The sequence below is a fragment of the Hydrogenophaga sp. L76 genome (assembly GCF_057654755.1).
In genome coordinates this window covers 1,292,993-1,310,923 of sequence record NZ_CM172807.1, presented here as the reverse complement: position 1 = coordinate 1,310,923, position 17,931 = coordinate 1,292,993, and the positions used below count along the sequence as shown (strand labels likewise).

16 protein-coding genes are annotated in these 17,931 nt (G+C 65.4%); 8 read left to right on the top strand and 8 right to left on the bottom strand.

Annotated features, from left to right (window positions below):
• Nucleotides 1-17 precede the first annotated feature (17 nt).
• The gene (locus tag AC23D4_RS06250) at nucleotides 18-2,006 is read right to left on the bottom strand and encodes a sigma-54-dependent Fis family transcriptional regulator (RefSeq protein ID WP_472889716.1); all 1,989 of its coding nucleotides are present in this window, start codon (nucleotides 2,004-2,006) and stop codon (nucleotides 18-20) included.
• Nucleotides 2,007-2,347: 341 nt separating this feature from the next.
• Here AC23D4_RS06250 and AC23D4_RS06245 point away from each other — a divergent pair, with 341 nt between their 5' ends.
• Genes AC23D4_RS06245 through AC23D4_RS06235 form a run of 3 tightly spaced genes read left to right on the top strand, consistent with a single transcriptional unit; the run spans nucleotide 2,348 to nucleotide 7,367 of the window.
• Nucleotides 2,348-4,492: a hydantoinase/oxoprolinase family protein gene (locus tag AC23D4_RS06245; RefSeq protein ID WP_472889715.1), complete on the top strand. Its 2,145-nt coding sequence runs from the start codon at nucleotides 2,348-2,350 to the stop codon at nucleotides 4,490-4,492.
• 11 nt (nucleotides 4,493-4,503) lie between these two features.
• Nucleotides 4,504-6,828 carry a hydantoinase B/oxoprolinase family protein gene (locus tag AC23D4_RS06240; protein ID WP_472889714.1) on the top strand — a complete coding sequence of 775 codons (2,325 nt, stop codon included), beginning with the start codon at nucleotides 4,504-4,506 and terminating at the stop codon, nucleotides 6,826-6,828.
• Between the two features lie 35 nt (nucleotides 6,829-6,863).
• On the top strand, nucleotides 6,864-7,367 hold the full coding sequence (locus tag AC23D4_RS06235) for an acetone carboxylase subunit gamma (protein ID WP_472889713.1): 504 nt from the start codon (nucleotides 6,864-6,866) through the stop codon (nucleotides 7,365-7,367).
• Nucleotides 7,368-7,547: 180 nt separating this feature from the next.
• On the opposite strand, the gene AC23D4_RS06230 is transcribed toward AC23D4_RS06235, so the two are convergent.
• The 7 genes from AC23D4_RS06230 to phnF form a co-directional block, all read right to left on the bottom strand.
• A complete protein-coding gene (locus AC23D4_RS06230) occupies nucleotides 7,548-8,516 on the bottom strand; it encodes a porin (protein ID WP_472889712.1) in 969 nt (322 codons plus the stop codon).
• A 167-nt stretch (nucleotides 8,517-8,683) separates the two neighbouring features.
• A complete protein-coding gene (locus AC23D4_RS06225) occupies nucleotides 8,684-10,909 on the bottom strand; it encodes an esterase-like activity of phytase family protein (RefSeq protein WP_472889711.1) in 2,226 nt (741 codons plus the stop codon).
• A 154-nt stretch (nucleotides 10,910-11,063) separates the two neighbouring features.
• Entirely contained in the window at nucleotides 11,064-11,345 is a 282-nt protein-coding gene (locus AC23D4_RS06220) for a hypothetical protein (RefSeq protein ID WP_472889710.1), read from the bottom strand.
• 180 nt (nucleotides 11,346-11,525) lie between these two features.
• Entirely contained in the window at nucleotides 11,526-12,173 is a 648-nt protein-coding gene (locus AC23D4_RS06215) for a DapH/DapD/GlmU-related protein (protein ID WP_472889709.1), read from the bottom strand.
• The gene (gene phnN / locus AC23D4_RS06210) at nucleotides 12,170-12,724 is read right to left on the bottom strand and encodes a phosphonate metabolism protein/1,5-bisphosphokinase (PRPP-forming) PhnN (protein ID WP_472889708.1); all 555 of its coding nucleotides are present in this window, start codon (nucleotides 12,722-12,724) and stop codon (nucleotides 12,170-12,172) included. The genes AC23D4_RS06215 and phnN overlap by 4 nt, the downstream gene beginning before the upstream one ends.
• Before the next feature lie 61 nt (nucleotides 12,725-12,785).
• The gene (locus AC23D4_RS06205) at nucleotides 12,786-13,502 is read right to left on the bottom strand and encodes a DUF1045 domain-containing protein (protein ID WP_472889707.1); all 717 of its coding nucleotides are present in this window, start codon (nucleotides 13,500-13,502) and stop codon (nucleotides 12,786-12,788) included.
• Nucleotides 13,492-14,253, bottom strand: a complete 762-nt coding sequence (phnF, locus tag AC23D4_RS06200) for a phosphonate metabolism transcriptional regulator PhnF (protein WP_472889706.1) — start codon at nucleotides 14,251-14,253, stop codon at nucleotides 13,492-13,494. Before phnF ends, AC23D4_RS06205 begins: the two co-directional genes overlap by 11 nt.
• Before the next feature lie 75 nt (nucleotides 14,254-14,328).
• On the opposite strand from phnF, the gene phnG reads away from it, so the two are divergent.
• From phnG to AC23D4_RS06175, 5 genes are read left to right on the top strand one after another with little or no spacing between them, the layout of a single operon-like run.
• Nucleotides 14,329-14,847, top strand: a complete 519-nt coding sequence (phnG, locus tag AC23D4_RS06195) for a phosphonate C-P lyase system protein PhnG (protein ID WP_472889705.1) — start codon at nucleotides 14,329-14,331, stop codon at nucleotides 14,845-14,847.
• Nucleotides 14,847-15,473: a phosphonate C-P lyase system protein PhnH gene (gene phnH / locus AC23D4_RS06190; protein WP_472889704.1), complete on the top strand. Its 627-nt coding sequence runs from the start codon at nucleotides 14,847-14,849 to the stop codon at nucleotides 15,471-15,473. Before phnG ends, phnH begins: the two co-directional genes overlap by 1 nt.
• Before the next feature lie 2 nt (nucleotides 15,474-15,475).
• Nucleotides 15,476-16,582 (top strand): carbon-phosphorus lyase complex subunit, encoded by a 1,107-nt coding sequence (locus AC23D4_RS06185; RefSeq protein WP_472889703.1) that lies wholly within the window; start codon nucleotides 15,476-15,478, stop codon nucleotides 16,580-16,582.
• Entirely contained in the window at nucleotides 16,579-17,481 is a 903-nt protein-coding gene (locus AC23D4_RS06180) for an alpha-D-ribose 1-methylphosphonate 5-phosphate C-P-lyase PhnJ (protein WP_472889702.1), read from the top strand. Before AC23D4_RS06185 ends, AC23D4_RS06180 begins: the two co-directional genes overlap by 4 nt.
• The gene (locus AC23D4_RS06175; protein WP_472889701.1) at nucleotides 17,478-17,930 is read left to right on the top strand and encodes a GNAT family N-acetyltransferase; all 453 of its coding nucleotides are present in this window, start codon (nucleotides 17,478-17,480) and stop codon (nucleotides 17,928-17,930) included. Before AC23D4_RS06180 ends, AC23D4_RS06175 begins: the two co-directional genes overlap by 4 nt.
• Nucleotide 17,931: the final 1 nt, after the last annotated feature.

Here is a 17,931-nt window from a genome sequence, read left to right as displayed (position 1 = left end):
GGCCGCGAGGCGGCCTGTCACAGGCCCGCATGGGATCGGATGGCGGCCAGCTTGACGTACAAGGTGCTTCTGGAAATGCCCAGCGTTCGTGCGGCGGCCGTCATGTTGCCCTGCGACTGGCCAACGGCATCCAGGATGGCCTGGCTTTCCATATCTTCCAGCCTGCCGGTCTTGCCTCCTGGCAGATCCGGAGCCGAGCCGTTGATGGGTGGCGCCAGGGCCTGAGCAATGGCCGGTGGCAACGCGGCCAGTTCAATCACAGGGCCTTCACTGAGCGCGAACGTGGATTCGAATACGTTTTGCAGTTCTCGAATGTTGCCTGGCCAACGGTAGTTGTGGAATGCCTGGAGCACGGACGCTTCCAGTTGTTTGGGCGCACAACCGTATTTGTCGGCCAGCTTGCGATTGAGGTGTTCGACGATCGTTTCGATGTCGCCCGGGCGGTCGCGCAAGGCAGGAAGCGGCAGGCTGAGAACACAGAGACGGTGGTACAGGTCCTCACGGAAACGCCCTTGCGCCACTTCTTTTTGCAGATCGCGGTTGGTCGCCGCGATCAAACGCATGGACACGCGCCGGTCCCGTGTATCGCCCAGACGGACCACGATGCCATCCTGCAGGACGCGCAGCAGATGGGGTTGCATGTCGAGCGGCATTTCGCCGATTTCGTCCAGGAACAGAGTGCCACCATCGGCCTGTTCGAACTTGCCCGGCAGACCGCTGCGCCGTGCGCCCGTGAACGCCCCTTCTGCATAGCCAAAGAGTTCGCTGGCCAGGAGTTCGCGGTTGAAGGCGCCACAGTTCACGACCACCAGCGGACCGTCGGGCCGGTGACCCGCGCGGTGCAATGCCCGGGCAAAAACTTCCTTGCCGACACCGGTTTCTCCCAGCAGGAGCACGGGCAGGTCCAGCGCCGCCATGCGCCGGGCACGCACCCGGGTGGCCTGCAACACCTCGCTGTTCCCGATGATCTCGGCGAACGCATCGTCGTCTTTCGGCACCGCGTTGAGGGGGCGGGGGGGTGAGGCGGAATACAGCTTTCGGTCGGTCACAGGAACAACCAGCAGCGTGCCCAGCTCCCCGTGCTGGTCTTTGATCGGGCACATCCATTCGGCTTTGAGCCAACCCGGACGCTGGCTTCGGCTCTCCGACTTCGGCTGATTCAGGTTGAGGCCGTTCAACGGAACACCCACCTTCAGGCTCTGGTGTATGCCATGGAGTTCCAGCGCCGCTTGCAGGTTGCTGCTGGTGCGGACGATGCGTCCGCGGTGGTCGCACAGCACAAGACCATCGCTGCCATACCGGCCGAAATATTCCAGTGACCGGCTCAGGAGCTGGCTTTGCAGCGCGGCCTCACGGTGGGCCAGTTCACACTCGATCTGTCTCGCAGCCGTCATCACCAGACCCAGGGTGTGACCATGAAACGTTTCCTTGACGCCGGACACATTCACCACACCGAGCAGGCATCGGCTGACGGGGTCGAGAACAGGCGCCGCTGCACAGGTCCAGCGTTTGACGTCCAGGCAGAAGTGTTCACTGGCGTAGATCTGGACCGGTGCACATGTCGCGATCGCGGTGCCGATGGCATTGGTGCCGATGACCTCTTCGTTCCAATGACCACCCACCGCCAGGTTGATCTCTTCACCCGCGCTGCGGACCCGGGTCTCGCCAGCGAGCTGCAGGATGGTTCCCTTCGGGTCGCTGAGCATGAAGAGGGTGCCACATTCCCGCAGGATCTCGCGCAAACCGTCCAGCACGGGTCGAGCCACATCACACAGGTCGCGGTTTTGCTCGGTGAGCTGGCGAACGTTCTCGGTGGCCACCCCCGGTGCGCAGTGGCTGGCCGGGTTCACCGCTTCTGTTCGGCAACGTTGCCAGGAGTCGAACACGACGTTGCGCAGGCCTTTCGCTGGCAGGGTCCGGTTCTCCATGAAGCGTTCCCATGCGGCCGCCACCAGTCGCTCGTCGTCGATCCGGGGGATGAGGGAACCAGGCTGGGAAAAGGGCATGACGAAGACTGAAAGGGAAGCGTTCAGTTCAAAACAGGCAGTGTCTTGCGAACGTAGTCACTCGGAACTTCGAAGTCAACAGGTCAACTACTGAGCCTTGGAACCGGAGCGCCAACGAAGGTTGTTTTGCAGCGTCCGGATTCCGGACACATCCAACGCGGTGTCAGGAATCCGGACGGTGAAAGACACCGACCGCAGACGGCACGCAAATCAAGAAGCAGAGCCTACGCACTTGAATTAAAAGGAGTTTTTTGAAACGGTGAGCTGTGCCCGGCCCTGGCACGCGCGTTGCAATGAAGTCGCCGTGGGATGACCCACTCAAAACCTACCCAGGAGACAACATGCAAATGCAATCCACCGTACAGGTGATGGGCATCGATGCCGGTGGCACGATGACCGACACCTTCTTCGTTCGAGATGACGGCCGCTTTGTCGTCGGCAAGGCGCAGAGCAATCCCGGCGACGAATCGCTCGCCATCTACAACTCCTCGGTCGATGCGCTGGCGCACTGGAACCGGACCGTGGACGACGTCTATCCGGAACTGGCGACCTGCGTCTATTCCGGCACCGCCATGCTCAACCGCATCCTGATGCGCAAGGGCCTCGATGTCGGCCTGATCTGCAATCGCGGCTTTGAACAGATCCATTCGATGGGCCGCGCCCTGCAGAGCTACCTCGGCTATGCGCTGGAAGATCGCATCCACCTCAACACCCACCGTTACGACGAGCCGCTGGTCCCGGTCTCGCGCACCCGCGGCGTCGCCGAGCGGACCGACGTGCAGGGCAAGATCGTCATTCCGCTGCGTGAAGAAGAGGTGCGCCAGGCGACGCGCGAACTGGTCGAGGCCGGTTCCCAGGCCATCGTCATCTGCCTGCTGCAGTCGCACAAGAACGAAACCAGCGAGCAGCGTGCCCGCGACATCGTCCGCGAGGAACTGAAGAAGCTGAACTCCGACATCCCGGTCTTCGCCTCGGTGGATTACTACCCGTCGCGCAAGGAAAGCCACCGGATGAACACCACCATTCTCGAAGCCTACGGCGCCGAACCGTCGCGCCAGACGCTGAAGAAGGTCAGCGACCGCTTCAAGAAACATGGTGCCAAGTTCGACCTGCGTGTCATGGCCACGCACGGCGGCACGATCAGCTGGAAGGCCAAAGAACTGGCCCGCACCATCGTCTCCGGCCCGATCGGCGGCGTCATCGGCTCCAAGCTGCTCGGCGAATACCTCGGCGACGAAAACATCGCCTGCTCCGACATCGGCGGCACCAGCTTCGACGTGGCGCTGATCACCAAGGGCAACTTCGCCATCAAGTCCGACCCGGACATGGCCCGCCTGGTCCTCTCGCTGCCGCTGGTGGCGATGGATTCGGTCGGCGCTGGCGCCGGCAGCTTCGTCCGTCTCGATCCGTACAGCAAATCGATCAAGCTCGGGCCGGACAGCGCCGGCTACCGCGTCGGCACCTGCTGGCCGGAAAGCGGGCTGGACACGGTGTCGGTCTCCGACTGCCACGTCGTGCTCGGCTACCTGAACCCCGAGAACTTCCTCGGCGGCGCCATCAAGCTCGACGTGCAGCGCGCTCGCGACCACATCAAGGCGCAGATCGCCGATCCGCTCGGCCTGTCGGTCGAAGATGCGGCGGCCGGGGTCATCGAACTGCTCGACCTGACGCTGTCCGAATACCTGCGCGCCAACATCAGCGCCAAGGGTTACAACCCGGCCGAATTCACCTGCTTCTCGTATGGCGGTGCCGGCCCGGTGCACACCTACGGCTACACCGAAGGCGTCGGTTTCAAGGACGTTGTCGTGCCAGCCTGGGCGGCAGGATTCTCGGCTTTCGGCTGCGCCTGTGCCGACTTCGAGTACCGCTATGACAAGTCGGTCGATCTGGGGGTCGCCCAGTTTGCCAGCGACGAGCAGAAAGCGGCCGCCTGCACGACCCTGCAGGAAGCCTGGGAAGAACTGGCGACGAAGGTGATCGACGAGTTCGTCATCAATGGCTACAAGGCGGAAGACGTGCTGCTGATCCCCGGCTACAAGATGCAGTACATGGGCCAGCTCAACGACCTCGAAATCGTCTCGCCGGTGACCAGTGCCGCGACGGCCGCCGACTGGCAGCAGATCATCGAGTCCTTCGAGAACACCTATGGCCGCGTCTACGCCAATTCCGCACGCTCGCCGGAACTGGGTTTCTCGGTCACCGGCGCCATCCTGCGCGGCATGGTCGTGACCCAGAAGCCGGTGCTGCCGGAAGACGCAGATGCCGGCCCGACGCCGCCGAAGGAAGCCTATCTCGGCACCCGGCCGTTCTACCGCCACAAGAAATGGGTCGAGGCTGCGCTTTGGAAGATGGAATCGCTGAAGGCCGGCAACCACATCGTCGGCCCCGCCATCATCGAATCCGACGCGACGACCTTCGTCGTCCCGGACGGCTTCGAAACCACGATCGACAAACACCGCCTGTTCCATCTCAAAGAAGTCAAGTAAGGAGACCCACCATGAACATGATGAGCACCCAAGAAATCGGCATCAGCAGCCTGCTGGCCAGCGGCATGACGCTCAAGCAGCACCGCGATGCCATCCTCGAGCGCACCCAGACGACCGGCTACTACAACGGCCTGGAAAAGCTCGAATTCCGCGACAGCGACCCGATCAGCTACGAAAAGCTGTTCTCCAAGCTGCGCGGCGGCCTGGTCCATGCCCGCGAAACCGCCAAGAAGATTGCCGCCAGCCCGATCGTCGAGCAGGAAGGCGAACTCTGCTTCACGCTCTACAACGCCGCCGGCGACTGCATCCTGACCTCGACCGGGATCATCATCCACGTCGGCACCATGGGCGCGGCGATCAAGTACATGATCGAGAACAACTGGGAAGCCAACCCGACGATCAACCCGGGTGACATGTTCACCACCAATGACTGCGCCATCGGCAACGTCCACCCTTGCGACATCGCCACCATCGTGCCCATCTTCTGGGCCGGCAAGCTGATCGGCTGGGTTGGCGGCGTCACCCACGTCATCGACACCGGCGCCGTCACGCCTGGTTCGATGTCCACCGGCCAGACCCAGCGTTTCGGCGATGGCTACATGATTACCTGCCGCAAGACCGGTATCAACGACGAGCCGCTGCGCGACTGGCTGCACGAATCGCAGCGTTCGGTGCGCACGCCGAAATACTGGATTCTCGACGAGAAGACCCGGATCGCGGGCTGCCACATGATCCGCGAACTGGTCGAAGAGGTGATCCGCGCCGATGGCCTGGAGGCTTACGAGAAGTTCTCGGGAGAAGTCATCGAAGAAGGCCGTCGCGGCCTGATGAGCCGGATCAAGGCGATGACCCTGCCGGGCAAGTATCGCAAGGTGTCCTTCGTCGATGTGCCGTTCAAGCACGACGACATCCAGGTTTCCAACGCCTTCGCCAAGCTCGACTCGATCATGCACTCGCCGGTCGAAATGACCATCAAGCCGGACGGCAAGTGGCGCCTCGACTTCGAAGGCGCCAGCCGCTGGGGCTGGCACACCTTCAATGCCCACCAGGTGGCTTTCACCTCGGGCATCTGGGTGATGATGTCGCAGACCCTGGTGCCGACCCAACGGATCAACGACGGCGCCTACTTCGCCACCGAGTTCCACCTGCCCAAGGGCACCTGGTGCAACCCGGACGACCGGCGCACCGGTCACGCCTATGCCTGGCACTTCCTGGTCTCCGGCTGGGCGGCACTGTGGCGCGGCCTGAGCCAGTCCTACTTCAGCCGCGGCTATCTGGAAGAGGTCAATGCCGGCAACGCCAATACCTCCAACTGGCTGCAGGGCGGCGGCATCAACCAGGACGGCGAGATCCACGCGGTCAATAGTTTTGAAGCCTCTAGCTGCGGTACCGGTGCCTGCGCGGTCAAGGATGGCCTGAACCACGCCGCCGCCATCTGGAATCCGGAAGGCGACATGGGCGACATCGAAATCTGGGAAATGGCCGAGCCGCTGCTGTATCTGGGGCGGAACGTCAAATCCAACTCCGGCGGCTACGGCAAATACCGTGGCGGCTGCGGTTTCGAGACGCTGCGCATGGTCTGGAATGCCCAGGACTGGACGATGTTCTTCATGGGCAACGGCTACATGAACAGCGACTGGGGCATGATGGGCGGCTACCCGTCGGCCACCGGCTACCGCTTCGAAGCACACAAGACCGGCCTCAAGGAGCGCATCGCCATCGGCGACTCGCTGCCGCTGGGCGGCGACATCGATCCGGGCGCGCCCGACTACGAGCGTCACCTTGATGCGACCGCCGTGGTCAAGCGCGACAAGCAGTGCATGACGACCGAGGACTGCTACGACAACCACGACCTGTACCTGAACTACTTGCGCGGCGGCCCGGGCTTCGGCGATCCGATCGATCGTGAAATCAGCGCCATCGAGAACGACCTGAACCAGAAATTCCTGCTGCCGGAATATGCGCAGAAGGTCTATGGCGCGGTGTTCACGCAGGATGCCAAGGGCGTGTTTGTCATCGACGCTGCCAAGACCCAGGCCCGGCGTTTGGCCATGCGCAAGGAGCGCCTGGCCCGTGCCCTGCCGACCCGGGAGTGGATGAAAGAAGAGCGCGAACGCATCATCAACAAGCATGCGTCCGTCCAGGTCCAGCACATGTTCGCCACCAGCTTCGCCCTGTCCGAGAAGTTCACCCAGGAGTTCAAGGACTTCTGGACCCTGCCGGCCGACTGGCAGTTGCTGGAGGAGGAGCTGGGCGTGCCGACCTACGGCTCCAAGCACCGCATGGACCTCTCGCTGATGCCCGACGTGAAGACCGTCGTCCAGGTCGAAGAGTAAGCCGACAACCCACCATCTGAATCAAGGAGACAAACATGTCATACACCAATGAACAGGTTTCACATCTGGTCGAGGGCACGCTGGACTGGGAAACCACCTTCCGCATGCTGTCGATGCCCAAGGACAACAGCCGTTTCGAGCAGTACGTCGCGGCCCTGCAGGCCAAGGTCCGCTTCAAGGACCGCATCGTGCTGCCACTGGCGCCGCACATGTACATCGTGCAGTCGGCGAAGACCAAGCAGTGGATCATCAAGTGCGACTGCGGCCACGAGTTCTGCGATTACAAGGAGAACTGGAAGCTGCACGCGGCGATCTACGTGCGCGACACCGAAGAGGCAATGACCGAGGTGTACCCGAAGCTGATGGCAGCGGATACCCAGTGGCAGGTGTACCGCGAGTACTACTGCCCGACCTGCGGTACGCTGCACGATGTCGAGGCGCCGACCCCGTGGTACCCGGTGATCCACGACTTCGAGCCGGACATCGAGGCCTTCTACAAGGAATGGGTGCATCTGCCCGTGCCTGAGCGGGCCGACTGAAAGTCGCTGGCAACGGGCAAGCCAGGGTGTTTTTGGTTTGACACTGCCTGGCGACAAAAAAGCCGCGACAGGCACAGCCTGTCGCGGCTAAAAAAATCACGCGGTCTCTGATTGACTGACGTCTCCGCGCAACCTTGGCAACTGCCGCGGCGTGCGCGAGGCACGCCGTTTCAGGTCACATCAGAAGTCGTGGCGCACGCCCAGGGCGAACAGGCGGTTCTCGCTGGTCTTGTTGCCGGCGCCATCCTTGGTTTCGATGTCGCGCAGGGCCGTGTACAGCCTGGTGCGCTTGGACATCTTGTAGGTGGCGCCCAGGCCCAGGCCGCTGGCCTTGGCGCTGGTGCCGCCGCCGATTTCGGTCTTGCTCGTGGCATAGCCCACCGAGATGTCGAAGGCGCCCACGGGCACGTTCACGCCCACGGTCAGTTCGGTGTCGTCACCTTTGGCATCGGTGCCCTTGCGGCTGTTGTAGCCGGCGGACACGCTGGCGGCGCCGAAGTCGTAGTTGGCCGACAGCGCGAGGTAATCGTCGTCCTTGGCCTTCTCGTTCTGGGTGCCCAGGGCCACGTTCAGCGGGCCGTTCTTGTAGCCCAGCTTGATGCCGACCATGCCATCGTCCTTGTCGGTGGCCGACTCGAAGGCGTAGGCCAGCGAGCCGTAGAAACCCGCCATCGAAGGCAGGTCGTAGCGGACCTGGTTGTTGAAACGGCTGCTGTAGTCGCCACCCGACTTGAAGACGCCGTTGCTGGCCGGGGTGAAGGACGAGTCGAACACGTTGCTGGTGTAGGACAGGGCGCGCACGTCGTCATAGATGGTGCTGAAACGGCCCAGGGTCAGGCCGCCGAAGCCACCCGACAGACCCAGGCTGGCTTCGCCCTTGAACGAAGGCGATTGCACTTCACCGGTGCTCAGGTCCAGGCGCTGCTCGAACTTGAACTGGGCCTTGAGGCCGCCGCCCAGGTCTTCGCTGCCGCGCAGGCCCCAGCGCGAGGTGGTCAGGCCACCGTTGATCATCTTGGTGCTGCTCACGCCGTCGACTTTTTCGGAACCCACGCCCACGTCAGCGCGGCCGTAGAGGGTGACGGAAGACTGCGCCGTGGCGGCGCCCGATGCGGCCAGCACGGCCAGAGCGATGAGGCTCTTCTTCATTGAATTTTCTCCAGAGGTTTGTTGAATGGGAAGGCAGCGAGAGACCGCCGGCTTCCGCACCCGTTGCCATGTGCAAGCAGGTGTGTGTATTTCATCGAAGGACCATAAAAGCTCTGTGACACCAACCGGGTTTGCTCTCATTGTTGCAATGCAACAACAAGTATTTTTCAGGGCTTGCCGGCGTTGAGCCAGCGAGTCCAGCCCGCGCCGTCGTTGTCGTTGACGACCCAGAGATCGCCCTTGAAAACGACCATGCCCTCGGCCTTTTCATGCACGTAGTTGAAGTCCTTGCGCAGGTCGCGCACCAGGGTCTTGTTGAGCACCGCACCGTCGGTGATGTCGGCGGCTTTCACGCTGTAGATGCGCTTGACTTCGGCATTGATCGCGAAGCCTTCGCCACCGCCCTTGTCCCGTTCGAGCAGCAGCAGGCGCCCGTCGTCCGTGAGCTGGATTTCGGACAGACCCATCCAGTATTTTTTCGCGTTCTTGCTGTGTTGCTCCAGCGGATAGAGCGCCGTGGTCCAGGTGTTGGTGGGCAGGTGCAGCTTCAGGATGGCGGCCTGGGGTTGGGTCAGATCGAAGCCGCGCTGCACGGCCATGTACAGCGTCTGGCCGTCGGCGCTGGCGGTCACTCCCTCGTAGCCCGTGCTGGTCTTGGGGCTGGCGAACTTCGCCTGCACACTGGCCGGCAGCTTCACACGCTGCTGCACCACGCCGGCCATGTTCACCTTGATGAGTTCGTTGTCGGCGACGTTCGTGCCCTCCGAGGCGATCCAGAATCCGTCGGCCACTTTCGCGATACCTTCGGGGTCCACCTTCAAGGCCTGGCCATTGGCATCGCTGAGCATCGTGACCTGGTCGATCACCAGGCGGCCCGCCGCCATCTGCGCCGGGTTGATGCGCCAGATGCGCGAATGGGCGAAGGCGTTGTCGGGCACGGCGTAAAAGTGCTGCCCGTCGGTGGTCAGGCCGGAGAGGGCGCCCCAGGGGATGCTGGTGTCCTTGGCGACGAGCTGCAGGTCGTCGGCCTGAGCCGGTGCGCCCTTTGCGTGGAAGCGGAAGATGTTGAGCGAGTGCTCCCGCTCGTTGGCGGTCACGAACAGCTGCTGTCCGTCGCGGCGCTGCGTCACGGTGGTCAGGCCCTCGGGCGACATGCCGGTGGGCAGCAGTTGCACGAACAGCGGCTGCTTCGGGTCGTCCACACGGTAGACCTCGATGAAAGAGCCACGCTCCGAACCCACCAGCAGGTAGGGATTGCCGCCGAAGCGGCCGGCCGTCACGGCTTCCATCTCCACGCCCTTGGACGCCGAGCGCCCGTCCGGGTAGTGGCCGTGCACGAGGGCGTGCATCTCGGTGCGTTCACCGGTTTCGTAGACCACCTCGCCGCGGGTGTTCATCAGCGTGAAGCCGCGGCCGCCGGGCATCACACCGTTTTTGTCTTTCTTGCCGTCGCCTTCGTTGGCCGTGGCGAACACGCCGGGGGCCACCCAGGCCACCGCATCGGCCTCGCGACGCGCGGTGAAGCTGTCCTTGAACGCGATGTCCTTGTCCTTCTTCAGGTCGGCGTTGCCGTTGCGGGTCACGGTGCCGGTGGAGAACACGCGCTCCAGGCGCGCACGCGTCGGATGGCTCAGATCAAGGATGGCCACCGCGTTGTTCTCCTGCAGCGAGACCACCGCTTTCCTGGCGCGGGGGTCGATGGACACGAACTCCGGCTGCGGGTCGTTCGGGTAGACGATGCCGGGCACGGCCTGCAGCGCCTGCACCAGTTCGATCGACTGCACGCCACTGCTGACGCCGCCATACAGGTCCTGCAGACCGACCACGTCGATGCGACCGGGGCGTTGGCCGCCCAGCGTGGCGTCGCCCTCGGCATCGGTTTCTTCGTCTTCGATCGCCACCACGGCGCGCAGCGTGCGGCCCTGACCCGTCAGCGCCAGCGAATCGGGGCCGATGCCCACGGTGATGTCCTTGACGTGCTTCACCGCAGCGGGCTGGCGGATGTCGTACACGCGCACCAGACCGCGGCGCGCATTGGCCACGTCGTCACCCAGGCGCACCGCGACCACGGCGAAACGCCCGTCGGGCGTAACGGCCACCGAGGTCGGTTCGCCCACGCCCATCAGCCGCACGTTCACGCGCGGCAGCAACACCGGCTGCGCAGGGTTCGTGATGTCCACCATGCCCAGCACGCCGGCGTCGGCGCTGGTGTAGACCAGGGTCATGCCGTCGGGCGTGGCGGCCACGATCTCGGCCACGCCGTCCACCGGCAGGTGGTGGACCATGGCAAAGCGGCCTGCCTGCGGGGCTGGCGGCGCTGCCTGGGCGAGCGAGGTGAAAGCGAAAGAAGCGGCCAGCGCCGCGGTCAGGGTGCAGAGGCGATGTGTGTTCATGCGAAGGGTTGGAGCCGAGGTAAAAAAACCTCGCGAGCCTACGGTTCGCATGTGTCATGACCGTGACCACCGTCCGCCCAAAACAAAGCCCCTACCGGCGAATGCGGGCAGGGGCTTGTGGGCTGTGGCTGGTCCGGCGTTACCCGCCGGGGATTCAGGCGGCCTGGGGCACCGTTTCCGTGGCTTGTTTCTGTTGCTGGCTCACCTGCATCGACAGGTCCAGCAGCACGGCCTTGCTGGTGTAGTAACGGTCCAGGCGCCACTCGGCCATGATCTCCATGGCGAGATGAAAGTCGTCGTAGTCCAGCCGGTACAGGTCCGACAGCAGGAACGGCACTTCCGATTCCAGCGCCAGCACCAGCCGGGACAGGATCTCTGCCTTCGGTTTGCCAGCGTGGTTCTCGATCAGCTTGCGGGCTTTTTTCAGGGCAATCATGGAACCTCGCTCTCTCTCAACGGTTTGTGAATCGGCTGGCATACCAAAGACCTCAGGGTATGCCCTAGTGGCCGAGCATACCGGCGAGGGCCCCGTGTTTGATGACAGAAATATGACGTTGGTGTGAAAACCCGTCTCCATGAGCGGTGCCCGGTGCGTGGACATGACCGGCGGTCTTCGTCAGGCGGCGTGCTTCGCGAGAAAGCTCCGCAGGTCGCAGAAATCGTCCATGCGCTCGGTCAGCGTGGCGTGGTCCCAGTCCCACCAGGCGGTGGATTCGATGGCGGCCGCGATGGCGGCCGGGAAGCGCTGCCGGATGAGCTTGGCCGGTGCCCCGGCCACGATGGCGTAGGCCGGCACGTCTTTGGTGACCACGGTGTTGCTGCCGATCACCGCACCGTTGCCGATGGTCACGCCCGGCATGATCACCGCGCCGTGACCGATCCAGGTGTCGTGGCCGATGTGCACGCGCTGGCGGCGGCGCCATTCGAAGAAGCTCGCGTCGTCCTCGGGCGCCATGCCGTACTTGAAGCGGCGGTAGGTGAAGTGGTGCAGGGTCGGGCGCTCCATGGGGTGAAAGCCCGGGTTGATGCGCACCATGGACGCGATGTTGCTGAACTTGCCGATGTCGGCCGACATGATGTCGCAGCCCCGGTCCATGTACGAATAGTCGTCGAGCAGGCTGTCGGCCAGACGCACATGGTCGGCCACATCGGTGTAGCGGCCGAAGCGGCAGTCCTTGATGACCGCGGTGGGGGCGATGCTGGGCGCCTCTGACAACTTGCGGGGGGCCTCGACGTTGAAAGACGGTATGTGGGTATAGCTCATGTGGGCCATCCGGGCAGGGTTTGAAGGTGGTTCAGCAGCTGGTGCCCGGCGTCGTCGAGCGCGCCATCGTTCTGCACCTGCAGGGCGTGCGGTAGCTGGAGGGTCTGCGTGCGCTGGATGCGCGCTTCCACCTCGGCCGCGCTTTCGCGGCCCCGCCCCAGCAGGCGCTGGCGCAGGGTGTCCGGGCTGGCGGTGATGTGCACCACGGTGAGCCCGGGGAAGCGGCTGCGGGTGGGGTCGAGGTGGGCGCGCGACCCGTTGACCATCACCCAGCCGCCGTGTTCGATGGGCGCCAGCTCGCTGGCGCGCACGCCGTAGTGCAGGCCGTTGGCCTGCCAGGCGAGCGCAAAGGCGCCGCGCTCGCGCAGCGCGAGGAACTGCGGCGGGTCCACCGCTTCGTGCACCTCGTCACCGGCACGGGCCGGCCGCGTGATCGTGCGCCGCGCCCAGTGGACCGCCGGGCTGGGCAGCAGGTGCTGCCGCAACCAGGCAAGCACGCTGTCCTTGCCGGCGCCCGACGGCCCGACCACATAGACCAGGCGCCGGCTCACTGGAATACCTCCGCCCTGCGGGCTGCGGTGCGAACCGGCTTGGGAACGGCCCGGCGCCGGCTCATGCCTTAAACCCCATGCGTTCGAGCAGTACAAAATCCGCGCCCGGTGCGGGCTCGGCGTACAGCGCCAGGCTGTCGAAACGGCAGGCGGGCAGGCGCTCGAACGTGTCCCGCGCGGCGCGTTCGAGCCGCTGCACGGTATCGAGCGCCACGCCGTTCAGATCGCCGGTCAGCGAGAGGTGGAACCGGTAACGGTCGAGCACGTAGGGGTAGCCCCAGCGCACCAGCAGCGCGTCTTCCTGGATCGACAGCGCGCCCTTGCGGCGACGGCGTGCCAGCTCGTCCGACGACAGCGGCGCCGCCAGCGTTTGCAGGCCGGTGACGCAGGCGCGAGCCACGGCGTTGATGGCGTCCGGGTCGCCGTCGGCGCACAAGGCCAGAAAGCCGCCCAGCCGGCGCACGCGCAGCGGGGGCAGGTCGAAAGGGCTGAGCGTCGCGGCCAGCGTCTGCAGGGCGCTGCGCAGACCGTCCAGGCCCACACCCTCGTCGAGCGAAAAAGGCGCCTTCAGCGTGGCATGCCAGCCGTAGCGCCGCGGATCGGCGGTCAGTTTCCGCTGCAGCTCGGGCGCGATGCCGTCGATGTTGGGCTGGGGCAGCGCGTCGTTCGTGGCCGCACAACGGCCGAGCCAGCGGCTGCCCGCGGCCCACCAGGCCGAGTCTGTCGCGGGCGCGAAGTAGACCGCAAAGCGGTGGGCGTGGCTGAGGTCAACGGTCATCGTGGGTCACCGTGAGCTTGACGCGGTCGCCCGCGAACCAGGTGCTGGCGAATTCGATCGGCACGCCCGCGCCGTCGACGTTCACGCTGGTCACGAACAGCACCGGCCGGTTGACCGGTTGCTTGAGCAAGGCCGCGACTTCCGGGCTCGGCAGTTGCGCCGTGATGCGGCTCTCTTTCCGGGTGTAGTCGGTCACGCCATGGGCGGTGAAGGCGTCGGTGATGGAGCCGGTCTCGCGCAACACCGCTTCCAGCCGCTCAAAGCGGGGCAGGGGGAACACCCGGTCGCTCACGTGCAGCGGCTGGCCGGCGCCCACGCCCAGCACCTGCAGGCGCAGCACCGGGCTGCGCGCCGGCAGCTGCAGGGCCTGCGCCATCGCGGCGGTGGCGCGGGTGCGCTGGGCGTCCTGCACCTCGAAACGCCCTTGCAGACCGGCCTGCGCCATGTTCTGCCGGTGGCGCGTGCGCTTGCCAATGATCAGGTCGACCGCGAAGTCTTCGACGTAGGTGCCGCTGCCCTGCGTGATGCGCACCAGCCCCTTCTGGCACATGCTGGCCAGCGAGCGGCGGATGGTGTGGCGGTTGACGCCGTACTGCTCGGCGAGCACGTGCTCCGAGGGCAGGCGCTGGCCCGGCTCGTACACGCCGCGTGCGATGGCTTCGGCGAGTTCGTTGGCGATGCGCGCCCAGAAGCTCTGGCTTTCGCGGGGCGTGTCCGGGAGGGATGTTGCAAGGGTCAGAAGTTTTGTCATGAAAGGGACATTTGGTGGCTCTACGCTCGGGGCCTGGATTCAATTTGTCTAGACGTCTTAAAAGGTACCACGGACATGTTTCACGCATTTGACAGTTCCGCGCCGAACCGGCCGAAATCACCGCTGACCCGGCCCGACTGGATGGCCCTGCTGGCGCGCGCACCGATGCCGGTGCTCGAAGCCGCGCTCGCGCCCCACAGCTCGGCAGCGCCGCGCTGGCTGCGCGCCCCCGAGACCGGGCTCATGATGGTGCAGGGCCGCGCGGGCGGCACCGGCGAGCGTTTCAACCTCGGCGAAGTCACCGTGACCCGCTGCGCGCTGCGCCTGCCCGGCGCCACCCAGCAGGCGCCGGTGGGCGTGGCCTATGTGATGGGCCGCTCGCACCGGCACGCACAGCTCGCGGCGCTGGCCGATGCCCTGTTGCAGGACCCGGACCAACAACCGGTGCTGGAGGCGCAGCTGCTGCAGCCGGTGCGCGAACACCTGGCGCATGAGCAAGTGCAGCGCCAGCAGCGTGTGCAGAGCACCAAGGTGGAGTTCTTCACCGTGGCGCGCGAGTCGGGCGGTGCCGACGACGAAGAGGAGGGCGAATGATGGCCCACGATCTCTCATCAGTCGGTGCCGGCTTTTCCCATGAGGCCTTTGGCAGCCAGGCGGTGTTCCGCTCGGCCCTGATGGCCCTGTCACACCCCGGCCGCTGCATCCCGGTGGAACACGATGCCGAGCTGCCCCGCCACGGCAACGCCGCCGCGGCGGTGTTCCTGCTCGCCATGCTCGACGCCGACTGTGGCCTCTGGCTGTCGCCCTCGCTGCGCGACAGCGACGCCGCCATGTGGCTGCGCTTTCACACCGGTTGCCAGCTGGTGGAGCACGCCGCGATGGCCCAGTTCGTCTGGGTGGGCGCTGGCGATGCGCTGCCCGCGTTGCAGAGCCTGCGCCAGGGCAGCGATCAATGCCCCGACCAGTCGGCCACCTGTGTGGTCGATGTGGGTTCCCTGTCCGCCGATGCAGATGCCGATGCGCAGCACTGGACGCTCAGCGGCCCCGGCATCCGCGACCAGGCGCTGCTCGGCGTGACCGGCCTGCCCGGTGACTTTGCCGCGCAGTGGGCGCTCAACCACGGCGGCTTCCCGCGCGGTGTCGACCTGTTCCTCGCCACCCACGACCAGCTCGTGGGCCTGCCGCGCACCACGCGCATCCACACACCTGTCGAGGCCTGACCATGTACGTTGCCGTCAAGGGCGGAGAAACCGCCATCCTCAACAGCTACCGCCTGCTGGCCGACCAGCGCCGTGGCGACCCGGCGCAGCCCGAGCTCGGCGTGGCGCAGATCCGCGAGCAGCTCAAGCTGGCGGTGGACCGCGTCATGACCGAAGGTTCGGTGTACGACCCCGAGCTCGCCGCGCTGGCCATCAAGCAGGCCTCGGGCGATCTGGTCGAAGCCATCTTCCTGCTGCGCGCCTACCGCGCCACGCTGCCGCGCCTGGGCACCACCTGCGCGCTCGACACGGCGCGCATGGCGCTGGAGCGCCGCATCTCGGCCACCTTCAAGGACCTGCCCGGCGGCCAGGTGCTTGGCCCCACCTACGACTACACCCAGCGCCTGCTCGACTTCACCCTGCTGGCCAGCGGCGCGCCGGTGGTATCGGGTGACGCGGTCGCTGCGGGCAGTGCCCAGCCCGAGGCCACGCCGCGCGTGGTGGACCTGCTCAACCAGGAAGGCCTGATCGAAACCCGTCCGGTGCCGCCGGGCGACCCGGCACCGGTGGACCTGACGCGCGAGCCGCTGCGCTTTCCCGCCGACCGCGCCACGCGGCTGCAGAACCTCGCGCGCGGCGACGAGGGCTTCCTGCTCGCCATGGCCTATTCGACCCAGCGCGGTTATGCGAACTCGCACCCCTTCGTCGGCGAAATCCGCCTCGGGCAGGTGGCGGTGGAAATCGTTCCCGAAGAACTGGGCTTTGCCATCTCCATCGGCGACATGGAGCTGACCGAGTGCGAGATGGTCAACCAGTTCGCGGGCAGCAAGACCGAGCCACCGCAGTTCACGCGCGGCTACGGCCTGGCCTTCGGCCACAGCGAACGCAAGGCCATGGCCATGAGCCTGGTGGACCGCGCGCTGCGCGCCGACGAACTCGGCGAGGCCGTGTTGTCGCCAGCACAGATGCCCGAGTTTGTGCTCTCGCACAGCGACAGCCTGGAGGCCTCGGGCTTTGTGCAGCACCTGAAGCTGCCGCACTACGTGGACTTCCAGGCCGAGCTGGAGCTGGTGCGCAAGATGCGCGCCGTGGCCGCCACACAGCCCATCACCCAAGAGGAGGCCGCATGAACGCACCCTACGAAGCCATATCGCTGGAGCGCCTGCCCGAGCCGTCGGTCGAACGCGCGGCCGAGGTCAACTTCGCCTACCTCGACGAGCGCACCAAGCGCATGATCCGCCGCGCCATCCTGAAGGCCGTGGCCATTCCCGGCTACCAGGTACCGTTCGGCTCGCGCGAGATGCCGCTGCCCTACGGCTGGGGCACCGGTGGCATCCAGGTCACCGCCTCGGTGATCGGGCCGGACGACACCCTGAAGGTCATCGACCAGGGTTCAGACGACACCGTCAACGCGGTCAACATCCGGCGTTTCTTCCAGCGCACCACCGGTGTGGCCACCACCACGCGCACCGTGGACGCCACGCTGATCCAGACGCGCCACCGCATCCCCGAGATCCCGCTGGTCGAAGGCCAGGTGCTGGTCTACCAGGTGCCGATGCCCGAGCCCATGCAGCGCCTGGAGCCGCGCGAGACCGAGACCCGCACCCTGCACGGCCTGGCCGAATACGGATTGATGCACGTGAAGCTCTACGAAGACATCGCGCGCTACGGCCACATCGCCACCACCTACGACTACCCCGTGCTGGTCAACGGCCGCTACGTGATGGCGCCGTCGCCGATCCCGAAGTTCGACAACCCCAAGATGCACATGAACCCCGCCCTGCAGCTCTTTGGCGCCGGGCGCGAGAAGCGCATCTACGCCGTGCCGCCCTACACGTCGGTCGAAAGCCTGGGCTTCGAGGACCACCCGTTCGAAGTGCAGCGCTGGGACGCTGCCTGCGCCCTGTGCGGTGCAACGGATTCGTTCCTCGACGAGGTGATCACCGACGACGCCGGCGCACGCATGCACGTGTGCTCGGACTCGGACTATTGCCAGTCGCGCCAGCCGGCTGCTGGGGAAGAGGCATGAGCCTGATCATCCGCGAAGCCACCGAGGCCGATCTGCCCGGCGTGCTGGCGCTGTATGGGCAGTCTGGCCTGGACAACGACGCCGTGCTCACCGTGGCGCAGGCGCGCGAGGTGTTCCAGCAGTTTGCGCGTTACCCCAGCTACCGGCTCTTCGTCGCCTGCGAGCCCGCGTTCCCCGACAGCGTGATCGCCACCTACGCCTTGCTGGTGATGCACAACCTGGCGCACTGCGGTGCACCCTCGGCCATCGCCGAAGACGTGGTCGTGCACCCGCAGCGCCAGGGCAAGGGCATCGGCCGCCAGCTCATGGCCCATGCCTTGCAGCAGGCCCGCGAAGCCGGTTGCTACAAGCTGGCCCTGTCGTCGAACGCCAAACGCCAGGCCGCACACGCCTTCTACGAATCCCTCGGCTTCCAGCGCCATGGCCTCAGCTTCGTCATAGAGATTTGAA